Here is a 22,838-nt window from a genome sequence, read left to right as displayed (position 1 = left end):
AAAAAACAAACAAAACAAAAAGCATCACCGATTAAAGTCATGCCATCCATTTTCCCGCTATTCTGATATTTCTCTCTATATCAGGCTGTAATCCCGCATCTCCATGTATCTTTCGAGTTTTCTCTTTACCCGCTGGAGAGCATTGTCTATTGATTTAACGTGCTTATTCAGCTCTTCGGAGATTTCAACGTATGATTGTCCGTCCATGTAAAGGGCCAATACTTTTCTTTCCAGATCACTCAGCATTTCGGCCATTTTCATTTCAATATCCAGCGCTTTTTCCTGATTAATGATCAAGGTGGCCGGATCCATTGTTTTTGTTCCTGGAATCACGTCGAGCAGCGTGTGGTTATCATCTTCAAAAAGAGGCTTGTACAAAGAGACATAGGAATTAAGAGGGGTGTGCTTTTGACGGGTGGCTGTTTTAATGGCCGTTATGATCTGTCTGGTAATGCATAATTCTGCAAACGCCTTGAATGAAGCCTGCTTGTCCACTTTGAAGTCACGAATGGCTTTATATAGACCAATCATTCCTTCTTGCACGATATCTTCTCGTTCTCCGCCAATGAGAAAATATCTGCTCGCTTTTGCCCGGACAAAATTGCGATATTTGCTGATTAAAAAGTCGGTCGATTCTGAATCTCCTTCTTGAACGAGTTCAAGCAAAATCTCATCTGTCAACTCAGCATAACTTTCAATCTTCCTCACTTCTAATGTAACACTCATACAGATCCCTCCGCAGATTTCATGATGATAATGGTCCCTCCCAAAAAATAGAAACTAGGAAGTATGTTTATATTACCCCAGATAGAACTTGAAAGATATGTAAAAATATCGACTCTTGTTTACAGCGGGAGCCATAAAATAAGAAAACATTGCAAGAATAGATGTGGAATTTGTCGAATAAAGAAGATTTTCCGTTTATTTTGTCAGTATTTTTGTTAATAAAAACAGGTTTAAGATAAATCAAATTTAAAAAGTAAGAGGTTCTTTTTTGAAGGTGTTTTCCATCTTCACCCAGAAGAAGAAATGGAACGCATTTGGAAGAGGTGATGATGTGTTAAAATCCATGCTGCTTTTTATTGGACCAACGATCATGATTGCTTTGGGACTGCACGGATTGAAGAGCGTTCCCCTGACTTTTTTTCTGTTTTACGGCTGGCTTCTGCTGGTCTCCGGCGCCAGAATTCGTCAATGCCTTAAATCTGAGAGAAACCTATTATTCTAAAAAAGAAGGTTTGTTAACTGGTTTTATTACTGGAATCATCTTTTTAGCCTTAATCTTTGGCACAGTATCAGCTTTCTCTGAATCTTTTTTTGATTCAGCAAAGCTTAAGAAGCTGTTAATAGACTGGAACTTTACTGGAGGGCATCATATCTTGCTTATTCTGATCCTGCTGATCGTCAATCCTCTTTTGGAAGAATTTTATTGGCGGGAATTCATGTATGCCAAACTGAACCAGAAAATGGGTATTTTTAATACGCTGCTGATTACATCTTTTTTCTACAGCCTATATCACATGCTGTCTCTGATCTCCTTGTTTAAATGGCCCATTAACCTTCTAGGAGTCATACCTGTCTTCCTGGCAGGAATGGTCTGGGGGTATGTTCGCCATAAATTTCAGACATTGATCCCTGCCGTACTTTGTCACATGCTCGCAGATTTAGGAATCATACTCGTTTATTTTAAATTTTTACATGTCTAACGGTAAGAGTTTACCTATTCTTCCTGGCCTTCTTATACGAAAAGGGCTCACTCTTCCTGACTTGTTTTCGATGAGGGAACAAGAGCCAATAAATATGTTTTCTTATTGTGTTTATCCCGTGATAAAAAAGTCCTACTAAAAGGACAAAAAGAATGAAACAGCCATTGCAATAAAATCCGTACCAGCTACCCCATCAAAATTGTTCTTCTCCATAAGCATGCCGAGAAAATACATGCAAAAAAGGAGCATAAAAATGTATATGTCCATTTTATCGTATACATGGATAAGAATGCAGTCATAAATCATGAAACCAGAAAAAAAGGTGCCTGCCAGAAGGGCGAATAGAAAGATAAGCTGTCCAAACCGAGTAAAAAACGGCTTGCTTTTTTCATCTGTAAAACTCCTTATCTCTTAAAAACATCTTTTTCTCCTTTTTCTCAAGCGGAATAGACCTTGCTGAAAGGTAGACTCCAGCTATGACAAAAAGGCCTCCTGCAAGCTGATACCACATTATTTTTTCTCCAATAAATAAAACAGCAAAAATGACGGCAAAGACCGGAATCAAGTTCAGAAAGATACCCGCTTTATTTGCTCCTACTCTGACAACAGCCGTATTCCAGGAGATGAAAGCAACAATAGATGCAAAAACTCCTGTGTATAAAATGGTGAAAACCGAAGAACTTGACCACACGATAGGAATATTTAAAATGAAAGTCTCATAAAAAGAAAGCGGAAGCAGAACGAGAATACCGAAAGCTATACATACGAGAAATGTGCTGTATCCAGGCAAAATTCCTGTATAACGCTTTATTAAAATGGAATAGATGCTCCAGCAAACAACCGCGGCAAGGACAATGAAGTCCCCAAAATTAAACGAGAAATTGACAAGGACTGAAAGAGATCCTTTTGAAAGAATAAAAAATAGCCCCGCAAGAGAAAGAACGGTTCCGATCATCTGATTTCTGTTCAGCTGCTCCCTGAGAATAAAAAAGGAAAGGATATAAATCACAATTGGAGTCGACATGTTTACTAATGAAGCATTAATGGATGTTGTGTAATGCAGCGCAAGATAAAGCAGGCTGTTAAATCCTGCAATTCCTGTTATAGACATCAAAATCAGGATGTGCCAGTTCTTTTTTAACTGTACGTACTCTTTTTTAAGATGAGGCCATGCAAAGGGCAGAAAAATGATTAATGCAGTACACCACCTGAGCAGGGAGAGGGTAAATGGAGGCATGCTGTCTGTTATGGCACGGCCGATGACAAAATTCCCTCCCCATAAAATTGTCGCAAGAACAAGAAGAAAATAGGGGTTGCGTTTATTCAAAGCTATTCATTCCTTTTCTGGTTTTATCTATGCTTATAAACTTCTGTGATTAGGACTGGCTTTCCTTCTTTTGATCAAAAGAATTATCTTGCATGGTTTCATGAAAAAAATACCCTATAGGTAGACTCTTTTTAAGTGTCTACTCTATAGGGTACAGATTAATTTGAAGGAGGATTTTTTTCATTCACGATCAAAAAAATATTTCTTATTCCGGATGCTAATACTGAAAACGAGCCCCAGTGCAAGCATGTTGCTGATCATTGAGCTTCCTCCATAGCTGATGAATGGAAGAGGAATTCCGGTAATCGGCAATAAGCCGATCGTCATTCCGGCATTTTGAAACACGTGAAAAGCAATCATTGAAATAACTCCTGTACATATGTACGAAGAAAAAGGGTCCTTCACATCAAGTGAAAGGCTGATGATTCGATAGATTAAAAGAAAATACAGGCTGATGACAAAGCTCGCTCCGACAAAACCATATTTTTCTCCGATGACACTGAAAATGAAATCAGTATGCCCCTCCGGCAAATGGACATTGCCTAAGCTTGCTTCTTTTCCTGTAACCAATCCGGATCCAATCGCAAGCATGGACTGATACAAGTGATACCCGTCCCCTTCTTTGAATTCTTCCGGGCTGAGCCATGCGTAAATTCGTCCCAGCTGATATTGCTTGACTCCGATGATACTCAGAACATCTGGCTGAAATACAATGAAATAAATAAGCAGACATCCAACAGAGCTCATTAAAAGGGAGATAGGGACAATCACTTTCCACGAAATGCCCGAAACTAAAATCAGTCCGCTGAAAATGGCAATGAGCACAAGTGAAGTCCCTAAATCAGGCTGCTGCATAATAATCGCAATCAGAGCAAATGTTGCGAGACCCATTTTGCTTAAAAGGAGAAAATCTGATTTCAAATCTCTGAATACATATTTCTCATGATGCGCTGAAATAAGATGACTGAGTGTAAGTATGAGGGCGATTTTGGAAAGTTCAGACGGCTGCAGGGAGCCAATACCAGGAATCTGAAACCAGCTTTTCGCTCCGTTTACCGGCCTTGCAATCGATTCTGGCGCGAGAATCAGAAAGATAAGCAGAAGCATGGCAAAACCGTAAGCAAACCATTGCATTCTCTCAATTTGCTCCATATCAAAATACATGACTGCCAAAATAATTCCGCAGCCTGCGATATACCAGGCCATTTGCTTCACAAGAAAATTTTCATTATACTGTCCGAATTCCTGAGCCGTGCTGATTGATAGAAAACTGATGATCGAAAATAAAAATACAATGAAAACCAGACTAAAATCAAAAGGATGTTCGTTTTTCTCCATTTTTTGCAAATCCTCTCACATCACTTTAAGCTGCAGAAAAGCGCATGCACCTTGATCAGATCCGACAGGCAGATAAGGATCTAGGCGCTGGAGCTTGACAAAGACCCTACATACTATAAAAATTGCAGTAATACTAAAAAAAAGACTGCTGATCGCAGTCCTTATGTCTTTACAATCAAAATAGGCTTACTGCCTTGTCCGGCATACGGTGCACGTTACCGTCTAAGCTGCATTCACCATTTCCTGTCTGCTGATTAGTATGACCGCATACATGAAGATGGCTGGCTTCAAATCATAAACCTGATTGCAGGCACTAACAGTTAAAACCACAACCCAAACTGGAATCATCTTGTTTCCCTCTCTAATATGTAAATACGAAAAATTTTGAGAAAAGGTTTCAGGAAATCATAGATTTTTTTCAAACTCTATTTCCCTATTACTTTCTCATTATCTCATCATCTCATCTTCAATCAATTCTAAAACTCTCTCATAATAGGTATCTTCATGAGGCACGAATCTAGATTTATCTACTTTTGTTTGGACATTTTTTCTAGTTCCGTCCTGATTCACTTCAAAACCGTCCATTAGAAGACTAGTTCTTCTCCCAGCCATAAGGTCTTTAACTAATTGCAATTCTGCCCGAGCCATTCCCGCTACTTCTTCTTTTTGCAAGGTAAATCTTTCAAAGGGCAGATTAAATGGATAAAAAAACACATGTGCAATTTCATTATCAATTAACCCTTTTTGAGATACACAATACTTCAGAACATCCAACAGGACTAGATCTGAGAAGGAGAGGCGAATGCCGATTTCCTCTTCTACCTCCCTGGTTCCATCCTCAATCGTTTCATCGGCCAGAATGTGGCCTGCAGCCGTAATATCATATAAATTGGGGTAATCCTTTTTCGCTTTGCTCCTCAACTGAAAATAGAGGTACACCCTGCCGTTCTCTCTTCCCGCAAACCAGCAATGAAAGGTTTCATGCCAGTAGCCGGACTTATGGACATCTGAGCGGGCAGCTGTTCCTATTGGATTGTGATTCTCATCATAAATACGAAGTAATTCTTTATCCATCTTTTGATGTCCTCTCAATTCTCTTCTTTCACCGCTTTACAATCTTCCATTATATAACATAACAAGAATAGGAAAACACACAACTATTTTTCCATCTTTTTATAAATCATCAATGTTTCCAATAGAAACTCTCTATCATACGCCGTTTTTTGATGAATTCGATCAGCCCATTCATCTATGGTTTCTGCGTCCAGGTCGTCAAACAATCCGCTATTGGTGCTTAAAAAGCTTTTCCAATTATAAAATTCAAAATGAGCTGTTTCTTTTCCAAGTTCAACTCTTTTTTCTAAAAGAGGCTCCCGCTTGATTGTATTTTGAGATTGTTCAGCTGCAGCCATGAACAGTGTTCGATCGATAGGTACAGTCTGATAGATTTGTGCGGACGACTTTCCATTCGGACGATAGTAAGTAATCTTCACATCATCTCCGACCGGTTCCACCTTTATTTCTGCAGCAGGAAAAAATCCCTTTAGTTTTTCAGTCGTGAAATCCTGTGCTTTGGCGTCAATCAAGATTGGATTCAGCCACTGATCTCCCAAGTCACACAAATATCTTCTGCCCAATTCATCAAGCGCAATGACAGCTGCATGATCTAATCCAATTGGGTAAGCATCAATTCCTCCTTTTGCAAGCTCATCCAGCAGCCAAATCGATAAATCAAAACAGTTGCCTGTTATGCCGTACTGCTCCTTGTGTTCCTTCATTAACGAAAGATCTCTCTGCTTTTTTGAACCGGCTTTCCCGTAATACCATGCCTTAGTAAGGGTTTCCATCGGAAATTCATCAAATTTCTTCCATACTGATAAGATTTCATCTGTTGCTTTCATTTCTATCACCCTTCCTTATTTAAAAAGATAGACACTGACAGCAAATAGAAGCTGCGCCAGAAAATAAGTGCTCATCACCATATAGTCCCTGTATTTTAAAGAACTCCTGAATCGGTCCCATGCCAGCACTGCATCTGATAGGTAAAAGAATAATGCTGCTGCAATGATCAGGACTTGTCCGCTGAAAAAAGACGTCCCGGTCATCAGTGTAATGACCGTTATATACAGCGAAACAGCTGCGATCATTACAATCCCCCCTTTTTCTTTTACTCCCTTAAAAAGAAGGCGGAAAAAGAGGAGAGCAATGACAATCAGCACACTCCAAATAAGGGGATTGCTTGCACCGTCCCGCTCAGAGATAAATGCCGCAGTGTAAAGAACATGAGCTATGAAAAAAGAACTTAACCCCTGCAAAAAACGATCAGCAGGCTGCATGAGAAAGACATCGCCTGCCAGCGAAAACAGCAATCCCGAGACAACCAGTATTCCGTAAATGCCGGCGGCCTTCAGATTAATTAAGGCAATTCCAATGATCAAAAGCATCGTTCCTGGTTTCAGCGCATAAATCCATGTTTCTTTTTTATAATAAATGGCTGCCATGTAAGCCGTTCCAGAAGCAAAAACGAACATAATTAAAAGAATTGTAAACATGTGTCACCCCTTTTTCCCCTAAAAAAGAACCAGGTTTCCCTGGTTTTCTTTTGATCGTGCATTCCTATTTTGTCAGTTTATAAACTTCTCTTTTTCCTTCCAGAATTCCTTCCGAAGATGAACTTTTTGAATTTTGCCTGATGCCGTTTTAGGCAGCTCATCTGCAAATATCACTTTCGTCGGAGCTTTGAAATGGGCTAGCTTGCTGCGCGCAAAGGCGATAAGTTCTTCCTCGCTTGTCAGCAGTCCATCCTTTATGACGACAATGGCCTGCGGCGTTTCTCCCCATTTTTCATGGGGGACAGAAATGACAGCGACCTCCTGCACTGCAGGGTGATCATACAGGACGCCTTCGACTTCGATGGAAGAAATGTTTTCTCCTCCGCTGATAATAATATCTTTTTTTCGATCAGCAATTTCAATGTTGCCATCCTCATCCACAACAGCCATGTCACCGGTATAGTACCAGCCGCCGCGAATGACATCATCTGTTCCTTCCTGATTGTTCCAATAGCCTTCCATTACTCCGTTTCCGCGCACCGCAATCTCACCGATTTCCTGACTGTTGTGCTTAACTTCCTCTCCAAGCTCATTAAAAACTCTCACATCGCTTCCTATGAACTGATAGCCTGCTTTTGCTTTTAAACGATATTTTTCCTCCGGCAAAAGACGCTCCTGTGTATCACGAATAATGGAAGTTGTAATTAGCGGGGATGTTTCAGTCATGCCATAGACTTGGATAAACTCCCACTTCAATTCCTCTTCCACCCGCTTCACAAATGCAGGCGGCGGGGCAGATCCTGCTATGACTATCCGGATATCCTGCGGCTGTTTTGCGAAGCCGTTCACTTCCGAGAACTGAAGCAGGCTGTTTAGGACAGTTGGAGCCATATGCATGACGGTTACTCTATAGTCATTTATCTTTTTGAAAATATCGGCCGGCAGCACTTTTCTAAGACATACCTGTGTCGCGCCATTTGCCGTGTAATAAAATGGCGATCCCCATCCACTGACATGGAACATCGGAAGAACATGCAGAAGAACATCCCGATCAGAAACCCGAAGATGATGCATCGAAGCGAGTGCATGCAAATAGTTGCTGCGGTGTGTCAACATGACACCTTTAGGCTTTCCGGTTGTCCCGCTAGTATAAAGGAGAGTTGCCAGATCGTCCTCCTCCATCTCAGGACGATCGATTTCATGTTTTTCAAATTGACTAAGCCATTGCTCATAAGCAACCGGCCCGTCTTCACTGATTTCAAGACCGTGGACAATAATTGTTTTAACGGTTTTCAATTGATCTGCGACAGGCTCAATCTGTGAATAAAGTTCATGATCAACAAACAATGCTTTTGTTTCACTGTGATTTAATATATACACATAATCATCCGGAATCAGTCGTGTATTCAGAGGAACAATAACCGCTCCAAGCTGAAGAACCCCGTAAAACCCCTCGTACATTTCAGAAGAATTTGGTGCAAGATACGCAACACGATCCCCTTTTTCAATCCCTAATTCCCTTAGCCCCCGCGAAAGCTGATTGACTCTTTCATTTACCTCTGCATATGTAAATTCTTTTAACTCATCAATCACAGCTGTTTTCTCCCCGTAAAGCTTGACAGCCCGATCCAAAAACTGAGGCAGCAGCAATGGCACCTTCATCTCTTCATCCCCTTTTAGTCGAAATATTCAATTATTTTTCAAAATAATTATAGCACAAATGTGAGAATGTGTTATATAACAAGTATGATGCAGTCTTAATAGATTGGAAGCTAATTTTAACTGTCCCCTCAGTGATCAAATTAAAGAAACCGGCGCTGACCTCTGAATGCTGCGATCATCATTCTTTGTTCCGGTATTACGTTAAAAAGCTTTATTAAATTATCGGCCTTTATAGCGCTTGCAGTGACGATCGGGCTTTTGCTTTTATTTGTCACAAATAAATTAGCCGATGTCTTCTCATCTGAGAGAATTTCGAGATTCACAGGTTTTATGGATCCCTTTGAAAATATCGCCGATTCAGGCTATCAGCTGGTCAGCTCCTACTATGCAATCAGCAGCGGCGGCATGGTCGGGCTCGGCCTTGGAAACAGCATTCAAAAATATGGCTATTTGCCGGAAAGCCATACGGATTTTATTATGGCGGTCATCAGTGAAGAGCTAGGACTGTTCGGAGTACTCTTTGTCATCGGGCTGATTTCGTTTATCGTGTTAAAAGGCTTTGCGATCAGCAAAAACTGTCCCGATCCATTTGGCTCACTCCTTGCCATTGGCATTTCATCCATGATCGGAATTCAGGCAATCGTCAACCTTGGAGCTGTAGTCGGACTGCTTCCGATTACGGGTGTTACCCTTCCATTCGTAAGCTACGGGGGATCATCGCTGATCCTGCTCTGCATCTCTGCTGGAATGCTTGTGAACATTTCCATGATGAATACATTTAAACAGGCATACAGTAAGCCGCAGGCTGCATAAAAAAAGACCCAATCCCCACTCGGATTGGGTCTTTTTCATCCATTTAATGTGTACTCTTCGTTTGCCTTCTGCGAATAAACCAGATAATAAATACAACAGCTGCAACTCCAAGAACTGCATAAATGACTGACGAATAGACGCCGACATAATCATTGATTTTAGGCCAGGCTTCACCGAGTGATGCCCCCAGCATAACAAGTGCAATATTCCAGATCAAGGTTCCAAAAGTTGTAAATAGAGCGAATTTCAGGAAATTCATATTCGACATGCCTGCCGGAATGGAGATGAGGCTGCGAAGAAGCGGAATCATACGGCAGAAAAAAACAGTCCATATGCCGTATTTATCAAACCATGCATCTGCCCGGTGCACATCCTTCTTCTTTACTCTTAGGATATGTCCCCACTTATCAATGATTTTTTCGAGCCGTTCAACATCCAGCTGCAGTCCGATCCAGAATAAAATAACTGCTCCGACAACAGAACCTGCTGTAGCGGCAAGTATGACTCCAATCACATTCATGTCGGAATTGGTTGTCATGAAGCCTCCAAAAGGCAATACAACTTCTGAAGGAATAGGAGGGAAAATGTTTTCTAATGCGATCATCAGGAAGATGCCAAAGTATCCATATTGCTCCATAAAATCCGTAATCCAGTTCTCCAATTACTTCACTCCTTCACTGAGGCCTTTTCTTTACTAAAAATCATTTTTTGATGCTCTTTTCTACTTTTATAGCTTGGATCAGTTCTTGTTTTTAATCTTAAATCTCTTTATTTATTTTCTTAAGGGTTGTGTGTAATTTGTTTTTAGTTTGCATGGTTCTCCTTTCCAAAACGTTGTTCTATCTATAAGAATAGTACTATACGTTTAGAATCTCAAACCATTTGTGAGTAAGCTTGGAAAAAATATTTTCTATTCGGGACCTTATTTGGCCGTTTTTTTTAATCGGGTAATCATAGAGAGATTCCCCATAACTGCGCAAAAACATGAATCGGGTAACCCTTGGATGTGTATGATTCCTCACATCAGATCTAAACCCATTTTACAGATTTCTTCCATCAAAAAACCAATTCTTCTCGGAAGAATTGGTTTAATAAACAGGAATATAAATATTTATCTTCATTTTGTCAGGGTAGCTTGAGCCCAGTACATCCGTTACCTCAAAATCCGGCCCCTCTCTCCGTTCAAAGTTGGATTGAGGCAGCCAAGTGCCGTAAATGTACCTGCGATTATTTTGAACCATGTCAGCGGAGCCATTCACTTTGAATTCCGCGTATTTCCCTTCAGGAATTTTAAAATGAATAAGGGGCTCATGCAATTTAGCATTTGATTCTTTTGCTTCCTCACCAATGATAAATGAAAAACCTCCATCATCTTCAAAGCTGCAGGCGATCCCGTAGGACATGCCCGGCGCGAGTTTATCCGCTATTTTCATGTAGTATTCATTCATGCCGAAATCATGATAGAATCCTGGTATTTCTTCATAATGGGCATCATTGTTTAAGTTTGTTTTGTATTCACATCCAATGATATGAATAGGGGAAAGGTTTACAATATGAGGCTTGTTCACATGAATTTCACCTCTCATCCTTTGCTTGAAATCCAGAAAATTCATTTTAGGCTGCAGCTTTAGGGATATCTGTGATTTACGGTACTTAGATGGCGGTATTCCTGCGAATGCAGAGAATGATCTTGTAAACGATTCTTGCGAGCCATATTGGCAATCGAGTGCTATTTGTAATATAGGAATGTCTTTTTTCAGAAGAACAGCTGCTTCAGACAGCCTTCTGTTTCGAATGTATTCTTGAACAGTAAATCCTGAAATTGCCTGAAACATTCTCTGAAAGTGAAACGGAGAGAAAAAAGCCTGAGATGCAACGTGATGAATCTTTAAATCTTCAAAAAGATTTGTTTCAATATACTCAATTGCTTTTTGAATCCGATGGTATGTATCCATGTCTTCACACCCTTCTTCGTCGTCCTTATACCCATATTTTACAAGATGCCTGTATTCCTTTTTTGATTTTTTGTGCTATATTTCGAATAATTACTTGCATCATCTCATATTGCTTTCAGCCAAACCCGATCTTTTTCAAGCCGAAATTGCCAGATTTTCAGCCGTCAATCACCTATTAAATCCGTTTGTTCTGCTAAAAAACATTAAAAACCTGCAGCACACATAACCGCAGGATCTAATCTTCAATCTTAGTATAGTAGTACTCACTCAATGCTTCATGCATCAGCAATCCTTTTTTCCCGGTTTCACTCAAGATATACGTCCCTCTTTCTACCCTTTCAAACCAGCCATAGTAATTTTTATTTAAGATCGAGAGCGTTTTATCACCAGTTCCCATTTCACGGAGAATTTTAGGACTGAGCTGACCTTTCCGGTCGAGGCAGCAGGCAATGTGAATACACCTTTCCTTGTAAGCTGTCATGATTTTCGTTTTATTCACTCCGCCGACATTGTGATCTCCGCTTCTCCCGGCAATTTCAGCGAGTATTCTGTCTCTCTTTTTCTTGCTTTGCTTCATACTTTTACCTCTATCGAAGGAAGCAGGTTCCATTTTCATTTCAGCATAGCCTTTTCCTTGACGAAAAGATACGATAATCAGACCGAGCTCCAGCCGCTTCACCAAGTAGCAAAGATCCTTCCATTTTTTTGAACGCAAACTGTATGATGGTTTGGGAACAGCAATATAAACTTGCTCAGTATACCGCTGTCTTTTCGCAGCCTGAATGAGCAGTTCTACGTTTAACCTGAGCTTCAGTTCTACTAAAATCAGCTCTTCAGCCTTAACCGCAGCCAGATCACAGTCATTTACTTCTCCATACACTTCAAATCCCCGTTTTAGAAAATATCTTTGTATTGGCAGATATAAATCCTTTTCTAAAATTTTATCTTGTTTCATTCCTTATACCCCGCATTTTCATTTAATCTAACACTATCATAAAATGCTAATTAAAAAACGCACCAGCAATTGAAGAAACACCTGAAAATGAAACGATTAATGAAGCTGCACAGTCTACAAAGCTTTGGAAAAGATGGTTTGACAAGTAGCTTCGTGATTATGGGAGCTGATGTTAAATTTGCATCAGCCTTTTCCTATTGCAAAAAAAAAAACACTCAAAATAAATTAAGAGTGTTTATCTTTTATTGTCTTTTATGCTTTTACAGGAATCCAAATCTCTGAATAATAGTTTGAGCTAAATGGATCATCATTTGTATACACCTCTAAATCAGGTGTGCCCGCATGCTCATATCCGCTCGTCGGGAACCATTCTGAGAAAATTTGCTTCCACGTATTTTGCATGGCATCCGGCATTGAGCCATGAACTTCAAATACAATCCATTTTGTCGCTGGAATTGTAAGCTTTGACAGGCCTTCAGGCGGTTCACCTTCATACTCTGCAGCTACCCAATAATCCATCATCTTGTTACTGCCTGCTACACAAATCCCCATCACGCCTTTAATTTCTCCATTGTTCAGATTCATCAGCAGCTCATTGGTTCCATCCTGATTTACTTCATTCCAAAGCTTAGGAATTCCGATCAGATTTTCCTCATTCTCACAAGAAAACTCACGTTTAATCCCGACTGCATCAAACCCTTTTCGTTCTGCCACTTTGTAATTCAATGGATCTGCCCCTTTCAAACTCACCTGAATGGTCAGGCGGCTGTAGAATTTTAGTTTACACGTGCTTTTTCTGGCATCACTAGGTGAAATCCCGTGCTGCCTTCTGAAAGCCTTTGTAAACGATTCGGGAGTGTCATAGCCATACTTATAGGCAAGATCAATCACTTTAGAGCTGCTGTTTGCAAGTTCCTGGGCGGCTAATGTTAAACGTCTGCGCCGAAGATATTCCCCAACAGAAATGTCCGTTAAGATTGTAAACGTCCGCTGAAAATGAAAGGCTGAAGCATTTGCCTCTTTAGCAATCTGCTCAATCGAAATATCTTCAAGCAAATGTTCTTCCATATAGTCAATCGCCTTCTGTATTGACTTAATCCATGTCATATCGCTCACTCCTTGAACCAATCTTACCAATTCAGATTCTTTCAATCCTGTCATTTTATGCTTTGTGGTGACTGCTCTTACAAATGTCTTGTACAATTATATAAGTCGCAATTCCATCCCTTTTCCCCTTTGACGATTGTCGAGATCGACGTATTTCTCAGTGCATCCTTCATTTCTAAATGAGGCACAACCTGTCTTAAAAAGTGGGAGATAAACATTCCGTGACTGACAATCAAAATGTTTTTTTCAGGGTGCTTCTTTATTAATTCTTCAAAAAACAACTGACCTCTTTTGATGACAGCGTCAGTCTTCTCAATTCCAAGATCGAGCTCCCTCCAGTCAGCTCCCCATTTCTTTATTCTTTCCGCTTCTGTCGTTCCTTCTATTTGACCTCCGTCCACTTCCTTTAGTCTTGCATCGAATTGAATGGGCAGATTTCCAAGCTTTGCTGCTATGTATTCCGCGGTCTGTTTTGCCCTTGCCAACGGACTTGCATAAATCAGATTCCAGTCCTCAGAGCTTAACCTTTCCGCAAGCTTCACGGCTTCTTCCATTCCATTTTCATCAAGCGGAATATCTGAGCTCCCTTGTGCTCTTCTCTCTACATTCCAAGCCGTGCGTCCATGGCGGATAATCCCTATTTTCGTCATGATTGGATCATTTCCTTTCAATTAATTTCTATCATTCTCTAATTCTTCCATCTAAGATTATGATACTCTAAAAGAGAGGTGAAGACGATGAAAAGAAAACCAATTTTCGTAGAAATACCGATCGGCTCAGACATGGAAAAACTATGGAACGCAACACAAACTCCAGACTTGCATTCGAGCTGGGATTTGCGTTTTTCATCGATTACATACCTTCCGAAAAAAGAGAACGAACCTCAGCATTTTTTATACAAAACCAACATTGGCTTTGGGCAGAGCGTCCATGGATGGGGAAAAAGTGCAGGGACCTTTCATGCTGAAGATGGATCGAGGACATCCTCCCTTCATTTCGGAACTGATCAAAAAATCTCCCTTATCAAAGAAGGCAAGGGTTACTGGAAGTACATACAAAAACAAGACACACTGACTTTTCTGACACAATACGATTATAAAGTGAACTTTGGCCGATTAGGAACGTTCTGTGATGGAATGATCTTTCGGCCGTTAATCGGCTGGGCAACTGCCTTAAGCTTTGATGTCCTGAAAAGATGGCTTGAAAAGAACGAAGCGCCATCCTCCCAGTATTTACGCTTTTTTAGTACATGGCTTATTTCCTATCTTTTCTTTTTTATATGGACCTATCACGGCACAGTGCCTAAATTGCTTTTTCAGCAGCCCGAAGAAGTATCTATGACGCAAAACTTGCTGTCCATTTCCATGAGACAGGCTTCCTCAATCGTATCTGCGGTTGGCATAGCTGAAATTCTCTTCGGACTGCTGTGGCTTTTGCCGATTAATAAAAGAAGGTTATTTGGCGTGCAGATCATGGCTTTTCCGCTTCTATCGCTTTCAGCCGTTTTGGCAGAGCCTGCAAACCTGGTTCATCCATTCAGTCCAATTACCTTCAATGCTGCTTTATTCACCCTTTCTATAATTGGATTCCTCCAAAGCCGGGACCTTCCGACAGCCAGCAGCTGCAAGAGAAAGAGATAAGGAGATAACGATGTCTATTTATAGAAGTGTATTAGGCGATCAGTATAAGCGGCTCCATCCCAAGCTTCAAAAAAGGTATGAGTTTCCCTTTACAGCTAAAGGGGTGATGAGAACAATAAAAGGCGGTCCTAAATGGTTATATCCCGTCTTTTTAGCAGGAGTCCGCTTTAAACTCCTATTTCCGGAGTATGGGAAAGATATTCCGTTTACGATCAGGAATACACCGTGCACTGGTTCAAATGGAGAAGAACAGGTTCACTGGGAACGGATCTTTTATTTTAAAAATAAGAAAAGGTACTTCAATGCCTTAATGAGTCTGGATTCTAAAAGAAACTTGATTAAAGATTACCTGGGTGAGCCGAAACTGTTCTATTCAGATTTAGCTTTCCATGTGAATGATAACGGTCAATTAAAAATAGAGTCCAGATGTCAGCGGCTTGTTCTTGGAAATCTTGAGATTCCCATGCCGAGAATGCTTCAGGGATTGGCCTCGGTTACAGAATCATATGACGATGAAAGAAATATCTTTTTAATAAAGGTTGCAGTCAAAAATCCTGTCATTGGCACTGTTTTTACATATGAAGGAGAGTTTACAGCAGATGAAGTTTCGTAGCATAGCTATTATTCACATTGTATTATTTCTAGTATCCGTGCTTTTCCATGCAGGTCCATGGTATTTTTTATTGCTTACAGCAGCACAGCTTGTCTATGTTCCGCTAGTTTTGCAGCTCGTCATGAAAAAAGGGGACTGGTTTTATAAGCTGTATCCCTATGTTTCGATTCCTGGTTATGCATCTGTATTTATCTTGCAAATAACGGGTGAAAACTCATTTGATGTCTTTTTTGCAGGTGTCTATTTGTTCTTTACGATTATCACAGCAGCTTATGGATGCTCACGTTTTTTAAGCCGGGGTTTTATCCATTTTGAGGAATTTTCCGTGGATATAGGTCTTTTTTCCTTAATGGTCGGCGGGGCTTGGTTCTTTGCCCATATAGCAGATATTGAAACTGGCTTTTCCCCTATCATCAGGTGGCTGACAGGCATTCACTTTCACTATTCTTCCTTTTTGCTGCCGATTTTTGCAGGGTTTTTGGGAAGAATTTCGAAACCTCCATTTTACCGGCTTTCGACTTCAATCCTGATTGTATCCCCAATTATTGTAGCGCTGGGGATTACCTTTTCAGTCTGGCTTGAGCTATTGTCGGTCCTATTTTACATTGTTGGCATATATGGTTTGATCTATCTCTCATTTAATGTGCCGCTTCAACAAGCGAAATGGCTGATCAGACTGTCCTTTTCATCTCTTGGGATCACGATTCTTTTTTCTTTGGCTTATGCCCTGGGAAATGTATGGGGAGATTTCACCGTAACCATTACCTTTATGCTTAATTTTCATGGCATGCTGAATTGCGGCTTATTTGCTTTACTTGGGGTGATTGGATGGTCCAATTTCACGCCTTCTGCCCCAGATGCTGCGGCCTTTCCAATCAGCAAAATCAGAGGAAAAAGAGTGATTGGCGAAAAAATACTGGATAAGATAGCAGACAAGAATTCAGCTGAATACGAGGGACTGGTAGATAATATGGGAATCTATGAACCTCACATTTCTCTGAATACCCTGTCTAAAGACATTATCAGCTTTTATGAAAATACGAATCAATACCGCCTGCTTGCAGAGGTGAAATGGCACAACTGGTTCAAGACATTCGCAATCCTCTACCGATTTATCAGCCGGCAAGTGAAGCAAATTAATCTGCCGGTATCAAGCAAGCAGGCTGAAATGACCGGAAACATCTATCCGGTAAAAAAAGAAAACGATGACAGAGAATCTGCCCGGGCATGGGTGAGGAAAGTAAATGGCGAAACTGCCTTTGTAGCCCTCTATTCGTATCACAGAACAAATGAAAAAACTTATATGAACATTGCGCTTCCTCTCCCTCGCTCAGCCATGATTGGGATACTGGAACTCAAGCAGAATGGGCAGAACCTTCAGCTTTCAAGTAAAAGAGAGAAGCCGGATTCAGATGGCGGTGTGTACTTAGCTTTTGGACAATATCTTTTCAAGCTGCCGATTGAGGAAGTTTTTCATGTTGAGGAAACAGCTGGAAGTAATCTTAAAGCAAAGCATAAGATGTGGATTTTTTCGATTCCCTTTTTGACTATTTATTATTCAATTGTAAAAAAACAAGAAAACTCCTTATAGTTGAAGGAGTTTTTTTATGTTCAACCGCTTTGACGCACTTTTTTCAGGGTGAAGACGGTTTTTCTGTTCCATTCAACCGCTATGATGTACTTTTTTCAGGAAAACGACATGATAGCTGCGTCCGCCTTTTCCATTAGGAACCGGCTCTATACACATCCAAAAAGCACCACAAAAATGAGGGCTGTTTCAGCCCTCTTCCCTATTTGTCAAGCAATCTCAGATTCTTTCGAATGCACTTTTCTCATAAAGTCGTTTACATCAGAAGGAACTTTACGGTCAAGTTTCGATACAATATAAACAGACAGGAATCCGATTGGAACGGTGATCAGGCCAGGTACTCTGAATTGAAGGAATTCAGGCAGTGTCGTCGGGAAGAAAATCATATACATGGATGAGAGCAGCCCGAGAACCAGTCCTGCGATTGCCCCTTTTTCTGTCATGCCTCTCCACCAGATACCGAGGATGAAGATAGGTGTAAATGTACTTGCAGCAACAGTAAAGGCCAGTGCAACAAGGTGACCAATTGATGCTTCTTTTACAAGAAGACCAAGTGCTCCATATAGAACACCTAAAACGAGAATCGAGACCTTACCTGCAATAACGCGTTCTTTTTGAGTAATATTCTTTCTTAAAAAAGTTGCATATAAATCATGTGCCAAAGCACCAGAGCTTGCGATAAATAATCCGGACAAGTTTGAGAATACTGCTGCAAATGCACCTGCAATAACAAGCCCAAGCAGCCATTCTCCGCCTAGAGCCTGTGCAGTTGAAGGAATGACCATGTTGTTTCCTCCGGCTACAAGATCTTTCATCACTTGAGGATCCGCTGAACCGCTTAAGAAAATTGATCTTCCAACTGCTCCAAGGTAAACCGCGAAGAAAAAGAAAACGCTTGCAATTAAGATCGCCATAAGAGCTGATTTACGAGCAGCCTTTGCACTTGGGTTTGTATAAAAGCGCAATAGAATATGCGGAAGACCAATCGTACCTAACGCAAGTCCGATTGTCATAGAAATGGTCTGCCAGAAGGAAGGAAAGTAGTTTCCGGTGCCAATCCAAGTTTGACCGTCATGGACAACGTCTTTTCCGTCAGGAGCAAACGTTGCAGTTCCGGCAATGGTTCCTGTAAATTCTGTAACGGATGCAAGAATTCTTTCATAATATAAACCGCCGTATATCGCCGCTACTACCATTAAAATAAATGCGCCAAGACGAATCCATAATTCGAGCGCCTGGTTTAAAGTAGTTCCTTTCATTCCGCCGATTCCAACGTAGAAGATCATGACACTGCAAGTAAAAATAATTCCAAATTCATAACTTGTACCAAAGAACATGCTTAAAATTTGTGCCGCTCCCAATAATTGCGGCGCAGCATAGAATCCTGAAATAGCCAATACGACGGCAACCGCAGCAAGTCGTGCCCGTTTGCTGTGAAAGCGGTAGCCAAGAAAATCCGCAACCGTATAAGCACCAAATCTGCGTAACGGTCCCGCAACAAAGATTGCAAGAAGGGTTAATCCGATAGAGAAGCAAAAAGCATAATAGGCTCCATCATAGCCAAGCTGAAACGTCAGGCCTGCAATCCCGAGGAATGTGGCAGCACTTAAATAATCCCCTCCGATGGCAGATCCATTTGTAAACCAGCCGAAGCTTCGGCCGCCTACAAAAAAGTCTGAAGCCGTTGTATTCCGCTTTGAAAGATACGTAATGTAGACAATCGTTCCCATCAGAAAAATGGTGAGCAGCATTTTGGGTTCAAATAAAGCAGCCATCAGTTGACACCCCTTCCGTCAGAAGGATGAATGGAGCTGTCTATCGTCTGGCTCTTTTTCAATCTCTTCTCATATAAAGCAGTATGAATATAAGCAATAATAAAGGCCATTCCCATCGCAACAATCCCTGTAAAAAACCAGGCATATGTCATTCCGCCGTAAAAACTTGAAAACATAAACTCGGGTGCAAACCAATTCAGAATCGGCATCGCAAAAATAAAGGCAAAATAAAACAGTGTGAGTTTCGAACCTGTACGAAATTCACTCTTCATCAAGTGGCGTGTCTGCTGATCAAGCGGCGCAAGCTCCCGGACGTCAATTGTCCCTGCTTCTACATAATCATAGTCTTTAAACTCAGCGGCCAAAATCCGTTCCCCCTTTGTTTTTATCAATTTTCACTGCATGCTTGTATTTTACAATAGAAGGAAACGGCATACCTTACAATAAATTATCAGAAATATATAAATATTTAATATATTCTCCATTTCATGTATACTAGTACTAGAGACATACTGTAAGGGATGGGGAATTAAGCGTGTACAACGTTACATTCATAGTGGAAGAAACAGCAGAAAAAGATAAAATGACTGCATGGATACATGAAGAATTAAAGGATTCCCTGAAAAAAGATGAAGGCAATAAGATCACTTCTATTAATATTGCCGTCGTAGAGATTGCTAAGCTATTTGACTGGGTCAAAATTCACCGGCTGCAAAAACAGCACCATGACTGCATCATCTTTCCGCTTCTTGACCCATCTATGCTGAAAACATCTCCAATTGCCATCGAACTGAAGCTGCAATCCATGCTTGTGAAACCCGTCAAAAAACATACCTTTATTAAAAGCTTAAGGAAAGTGATTACGTCTAATAAAAATGAAAGCGCAGTCATAACAAATTATGGTTCAATCGTTCAGCAGCTGGAACATGACCGCGGGACAGATGCGCGTCTCCTTCCTTTTCAAGAAGCTTTCCTGCGCAGACTGCTCCGTGCCGAAGTAAAATCAGAAGAAGAGCTGTTTGCAGCACGTCCCTATCTTCCTGATAACTCAGTTCCAAACGCAGTTTGCTTCATACAGGGATTTATTCACAATCAGAGCAGGGAAAAAACAGAATCTGCCCCTCTTCTCATTCAGACAGTCTTTAAAGAGCTTTTTTCACAAGTGGGCCAGCAGCTGTCTTTTCTTGCTTACAAAAAACATTTGCTAATGCTCATCCAGGTTCCGCATGACTTCTCATCCATTCGGTCCTGGCAGGAAGGTGAAAGCAAATTGCTCCATGGAATGGAAGTACTGAGAAATAAACATGGCATTCATTTATATATAGGTGTCGGTTCCATTTACAGAGAGCCTTTGCTTTTGTCCCATTCTTACCGGGAAGCACGCAAAGCAAGACGCACTCCGCACTACAACCGGCTCTCCCTTCGCTATTTTGAGGAAATAACCGATAATCCTCAAATCAATACATGCACAAACTTTATTGCCGAGCACTGTCAAAGTGAACTGACGACTAAAATTGTTGCAGATCAAATTAACATCAGTGTGCCTTATTTCTGCAAACTCTTCAAAAAAGAAACCGGACGCAGCTTTGTTGAATATGTAACCTTCGTCAGGCTCCAGCGCGCAGTCTGGATGCTCCGGCATACGGATCAAACAATTGAGCAAATTGCAGATGAACTTGGCTTTAATACCCCGAACTATTTCAGTTCTACCTTTAAAAAATACGTGAGCATTACCCCGAGCGAATATCGGCTGACGGATGAAATTCTGTTCGTATAAAGTCAGGAAACGCATGGATCTCTCCATGCGTTTTTTTCAGACATTCACATAATGATTCTCTACAAATTCCCCAAACTGTCTGGTGCTCTTCAGCTTAAGCTTGATTTCAGGATTATTTGTCTTAAACAGCGGAATGCCGTCACCTAAAATAATCGGGGCAGTCGTGATTATGTACTCATCGACCAATTTTTCTTTCATAAAGCTGTCCAATAGTCCGGCTCCTCCAACAAGCCATATGTCTTCGCCTTTCTGTGATTTTAATTTTCCAGCTAACGAAACAGGGTCTTCATTTGTAAAATGAATATCTGAATTCGTGCTGGTTTCATTTCTTGTAAATACATAGCTGGTTTTTCCTTCATACGGATACTGATTATTGGTTAAAACAAGAACATGGTCATACGTTTTTTTTCCCATCACGACCGTATCAATGGATCCGATAAACTCACTAAAGCCATTGTCCCCTTCACCCTGTACCTCATCTAGCCAGCTGATATCCCCATCTGTTCGTGCAATGTATCCATCAAGACTAATTGCAATGAATAAAACAATCTTTCGGCTCATATTTACATCTCCTTTAGTAGATAGGATTGACTTTCGCTTTCATAGTAACAGATAATGACGACAGAATTAGTCGTGATCAGAAAGGAAAAAAACATGTCAAAATTTCAGCGATTATTCAGGATCCTGTTCCACATAAACCGGAACAGAAAAGTAACGGCAAAGGAATTATCTAATGAGTTTGGAGTATCTGTCCGCACCATCCAGCGTGATTTGGCCGAGCTTGAAGAATGGGGCATGCCTATATATAGTAAACAAGGACCTCACGGGGGATACACTGTTTTGAAAAATAACATTCTTCCGCCGCTTTTCTTTACTGAAGACGAAGGACTGGCTTTATATTTTTCATATGAGCACCTGATGCACTACCAAACCCTGCCGTTTCAAACTGAAATTAAGGCCGCTTCCGATAAACTATATTTATCATTTAATGACGCAATCAAAAAGAAAATAAACGAAATAAGGAATCACGTGTCCTTTTGGACTCCTCCTCAGAAAATTTCCGCGCCTTTTCTAAATGATGTTCTCGGCAGCGCCGTCAGCCAAACGCAAATCGAGATAGAATATGAGGGAAAGAAAGGGAAAGCCTTTCGCAAAATTCTTCCATATGGCATTTATGCATCTAAAGGGTTATGGTATTGTCCAGCCTATGACTACAGCAATGAGGAGGACCGATTATTCAGAGTGGACCGAATCTGCGGCATTAAGTTCATGGATGCAGAAGTATCTATAAGAACGAACCTATCAGAATGGGTATCTAAAATGGAACAGCGGGAACAGATTCCTTTAAAGGTTCAATTGACGAAAAATGGAGTGAGGGAATGCAAGAGCATACCATACCTTGCTGATCATATCACTCTTCAACATGATGGAACAGGCAGCATCTCTGCCAAAATCCCTATAGATGAAATCAACTTTATGGCCAGGCACTTTTATTTGCTTGGAGGGGACGTTTTCGTAGAAGAACCGCAGGAACTGATAGAGGTGATATTATCACATGCGAGTGCCATGCTGGATCGGTATAACAATTAAAAAATTCCCCTTTCCGGGGAATTTTCATTTTAGCTTAATTTTCACTTCGCGGTTTGGTGCCTTATCGTTTTTCACCGGCGGAAGTCCATATCCATACCCAGTTGCCGCCTGTTTTACCGTATTCGTTACACTGTGGATGACCTCGCCCATATCCTGAGCAGATTCTAGCAAAGGTTCGACTGATTTCATTTTGCTTTTCACATCGACTGTAATTTGATTGGCAGAGTGAATCAGATCCTCCGCCTCACCAGACAAATCATGAACAGCCTTTCTTACCTCAACTAGCGTATCATTAGTCTCTTCGAGTGTAATCATTCCCCTTCTGAGCGTTTGAATCAAATACCCGACAAGACAAATAAACGCTAAAGCAGCTCCGGCAGCACTTAGCTCAATTAACATATAGCACCTCCACGGCCTATTATGTACAAGACATGCTGTAC

23 protein-coding genes and 1 pseudogene are annotated in these 22,838 nt (G+C 40.9%); 8 read left to right on the top strand and 16 right to left on the bottom strand.

Annotated elements, in window-relative coordinates; all coding sequences use genetic code 11:
• Positions 1 to 75 precede the first annotated feature (75 nt).
• On the bottom strand, positions 76 to 726 hold the full coding sequence (gene sigH, locus LIT25_05980) for an RNA polymerase sporulation sigma factor SigH (protein ID USK34897.1): 651 nt from the start codon (positions 724 to 726) through the stop codon (positions 76 to 78).
• Positions 727 to 994: 268 nt separating this feature from the next.
• Between sigH and LIT25_05975 the strand changes: the two genes are divergently transcribed.
• Positions 995 to 1,228 (top strand): hypothetical protein, encoded by a 234-nt coding sequence (locus LIT25_05975; GenBank protein ID USK34896.1) that lies wholly within the window; start codon positions 995 to 997, stop codon positions 1,226 to 1,228.
• Positions 1,229 to 1,238: 10 nt separating this feature from the next.
• A complete protein-coding gene (locus LIT25_05970) occupies positions 1,239 to 1,706 on the top strand; it encodes a CPBP family intramembrane metalloprotease (protein USK34895.1) in 468 nt (155 codons plus the stop codon).
• A 388-nt stretch (positions 1,707 to 2,094) separates the two neighbouring features.
• Here the strand turns inward: LIT25_05970 and LIT25_05965 are convergent, their stop codons facing one another.
• The 6 genes from LIT25_05965 to LIT25_05940 form a co-directional block, all read right to left on the bottom strand.
• Positions 2,095 to 3,033, bottom strand: coding sequence for a DMT family transporter (locus LIT25_05965; GenBank protein ID USK34894.1), 939 nt, complete (start codon positions 3,031 to 3,033; stop codon positions 2,095 to 2,097).
• Between the two features lie 180 nt (positions 3,034 to 3,213).
• Entirely contained in the window at positions 3,214 to 4,371 is a 1,158-nt protein-coding gene (locus LIT25_05960; protein ID USK34893.1) for a rod shape-determining protein RodA, read from the bottom strand.
• A 447-nt stretch (positions 4,372 to 4,818) separates the two neighbouring features.
• Positions 4,819 to 5,445 carry an NUDIX domain-containing protein gene (locus LIT25_05955; GenBank protein USK34892.1) on the bottom strand — a complete coding sequence of 209 codons (627 nt, stop codon included), beginning with the start codon at positions 5,443 to 5,445 and terminating at the stop codon, positions 4,819 to 4,821.
• An 83-nt stretch (positions 5,446 to 5,528) separates the two neighbouring features.
• A complete protein-coding gene (locus LIT25_05950) occupies positions 5,529 to 6,272 on the bottom strand; it encodes a hypothetical protein (GenBank protein ID USK34891.1) in 744 nt (247 codons plus the stop codon).
• A gap of 15 nt (positions 6,273 to 6,287) precedes the next feature.
• On the bottom strand, positions 6,288 to 6,923 hold the full coding sequence (locus LIT25_05945) for a lysoplasmalogenase (protein ID USK34890.1): 636 nt from the start codon (positions 6,921 to 6,923) through the stop codon (positions 6,288 to 6,290).
• A gap of 72 nt (positions 6,924 to 6,995) precedes the next feature.
• The gene (locus LIT25_05940; GenBank protein ID USK34889.1) at positions 6,996 to 8,585 is read right to left on the bottom strand and encodes a long-chain-fatty-acid--CoA ligase; all 1,590 of its coding nucleotides are present in this window, start codon (positions 8,583 to 8,585) and stop codon (positions 6,996 to 6,998) included.
• Positions 8,586 to 8,762: 177 nt separating this feature from the next.
• Here LIT25_05940 and LIT25_05935 point away from each other — a divergent pair.
• Positions 8,763 to 9,398 (top strand): annotated as a pseudogene (locus LIT25_05935) (FtsW/RodA/SpoVE family cell cycle protein).
• 43 nt (positions 9,399 to 9,441) lie between these two features.
• On the opposite strand, the gene LIT25_05930 reads toward LIT25_05935, so the two are convergent.
• The 5 genes from LIT25_05930 to LIT25_05910 form a co-directional block, all read right to left on the bottom strand.
• Complete coding sequence (locus tag LIT25_05930; protein ID USK34888.1) at positions 9,442 to 10,059, bottom strand: DedA family protein; 618 nt, start codon at positions 10,057 to 10,059, stop codon at positions 9,442 to 9,444.
• 427 nt (positions 10,060 to 10,486) lie between these two features.
• Positions 10,487 to 11,353 (bottom strand): effector binding domain-containing protein, encoded by an 867-nt coding sequence (locus LIT25_05925; protein USK34887.1) that lies wholly within the window; start codon positions 11,351 to 11,353, stop codon positions 10,487 to 10,489.
• A gap of 235 nt (positions 11,354 to 11,588) precedes the next feature.
• Positions 11,589 to 12,308 (bottom strand): DUF2161 family putative PD-(D/E)XK-type phosphodiesterase, encoded by a 720-nt coding sequence (locus tag LIT25_05920; protein USK34886.1) that lies wholly within the window; start codon positions 12,306 to 12,308, stop codon positions 11,589 to 11,591.
• Positions 12,309 to 12,560: 252 nt separating this feature from the next.
• Positions 12,561 to 13,415: an AraC family transcriptional regulator gene (locus LIT25_05915; protein USK34885.1), complete on the bottom strand. Its 855-nt coding sequence runs from the start codon at positions 13,413 to 13,415 to the stop codon at positions 12,561 to 12,563.
• Positions 13,416 to 13,492: 77 nt separating this feature from the next.
• Positions 13,493 to 14,065 carry a histidine phosphatase family protein gene (locus LIT25_05910; protein ID USK34884.1) on the bottom strand — a complete coding sequence of 191 codons (573 nt, stop codon included), beginning with the start codon at positions 14,063 to 14,065 and terminating at the stop codon, positions 13,493 to 13,495.
• Between the two features lie 87 nt (positions 14,066 to 14,152).
• Here LIT25_05910 and LIT25_05905 point away from each other — a divergent pair, with 87 nt between their 5' ends.
• From LIT25_05905 to LIT25_05895, 3 genes are read left to right on the top strand one after another with little or no spacing between them, the layout of a single operon-like run.
• Positions 14,153 to 15,055, top strand: coding sequence for a DoxX-like family protein (locus LIT25_05905; GenBank protein USK34883.1), 903 nt, complete (start codon positions 14,153 to 14,155; stop codon positions 15,053 to 15,055).
• A 10-nt stretch (positions 15,056 to 15,065) separates the two neighbouring features.
• The gene (locus LIT25_05900; GenBank protein ID USK34882.1) at positions 15,066 to 15,668 is read left to right on the top strand and encodes a DUF4166 domain-containing protein; all 603 of its coding nucleotides are present in this window, start codon (positions 15,066 to 15,068) and stop codon (positions 15,666 to 15,668) included.
• Positions 15,655 to 17,259, top strand: coding sequence for a YndJ family protein (locus LIT25_05895; GenBank protein USK34881.1), 1,605 nt, complete (start codon positions 15,655 to 15,657; stop codon positions 17,257 to 17,259). The genes LIT25_05900 and LIT25_05895 overlap by 14 nt, the downstream gene beginning before the upstream one ends.
• A gap of 206 nt (positions 17,260 to 17,465) precedes the next feature.
• On the opposite strand, the gene LIT25_05890 is transcribed toward LIT25_05895, so the two are convergent.
• Complete coding sequence (locus LIT25_05890; GenBank protein ID USK34880.1) at positions 17,466 to 19,031, bottom strand: cation acetate symporter; 1,566 nt, start codon at positions 19,029 to 19,031, stop codon at positions 17,466 to 17,468.
• Complete coding sequence (locus tag LIT25_05885) at positions 19,031 to 19,396, bottom strand: hypothetical protein (GenBank protein ID USK34879.1); 366 nt, start codon at positions 19,394 to 19,396, stop codon at positions 19,031 to 19,033. The genes LIT25_05890 and LIT25_05885 overlap by 1 nt, the downstream gene beginning before the upstream one ends.
• A 170-nt stretch (positions 19,397 to 19,566) precedes the next feature.
• Between LIT25_05885 and LIT25_05880 the strand changes: the two genes are divergently transcribed.
• On the top strand, positions 19,567 to 20,808 hold the full coding sequence (locus LIT25_05880) for an AraC family transcriptional regulator (GenBank protein ID USK34878.1): 1,242 nt from the start codon (positions 19,567 to 19,569) through the stop codon (positions 20,806 to 20,808).
• A 36-nt stretch (positions 20,809 to 20,844) separates the two neighbouring features.
• Here the strand turns inward: LIT25_05880 and LIT25_05875 are convergent, their stop codons facing one another.
• A complete protein-coding gene (locus tag LIT25_05875) occupies positions 20,845 to 21,369 on the bottom strand; it encodes a dihydrofolate reductase family protein (protein USK34877.1) in 525 nt (174 codons plus the stop codon).
• A 93-nt stretch (positions 21,370 to 21,462) separates the two neighbouring features.
• Here LIT25_05875 and LIT25_05870 point away from each other — a divergent pair, with 93 nt between their 5' ends.
• A complete protein-coding gene (locus tag LIT25_05870; protein USK34876.1) occupies positions 21,463 to 22,398 on the top strand; it encodes a YafY family transcriptional regulator in 936 nt (311 codons plus the stop codon).
• 24 nt (positions 22,399 to 22,422) lie between these two features.
• On the opposite strand, the gene LIT25_05865 is transcribed toward LIT25_05870, so the two are convergent.
• Entirely contained in the window at positions 22,423 to 22,797 is a 375-nt protein-coding gene (locus LIT25_05865; GenBank protein ID USK34875.1) for a DUF948 domain-containing protein, read from the bottom strand.
• Positions 22,798 to 22,838 lie beyond the last annotated feature (41 nt).

Source organism: Bacillus sp. F19, from assembly GCA_023823795.1.
GTDB lineage: Bacteria > Bacillota > Bacilli > Bacillales > Bacillaceae > Bacillus_P.
The sequence above is the reverse complement of the archived record's forward strand: the minus strand, read 5'-3'. Positions and strand labels throughout refer to the sequence as shown.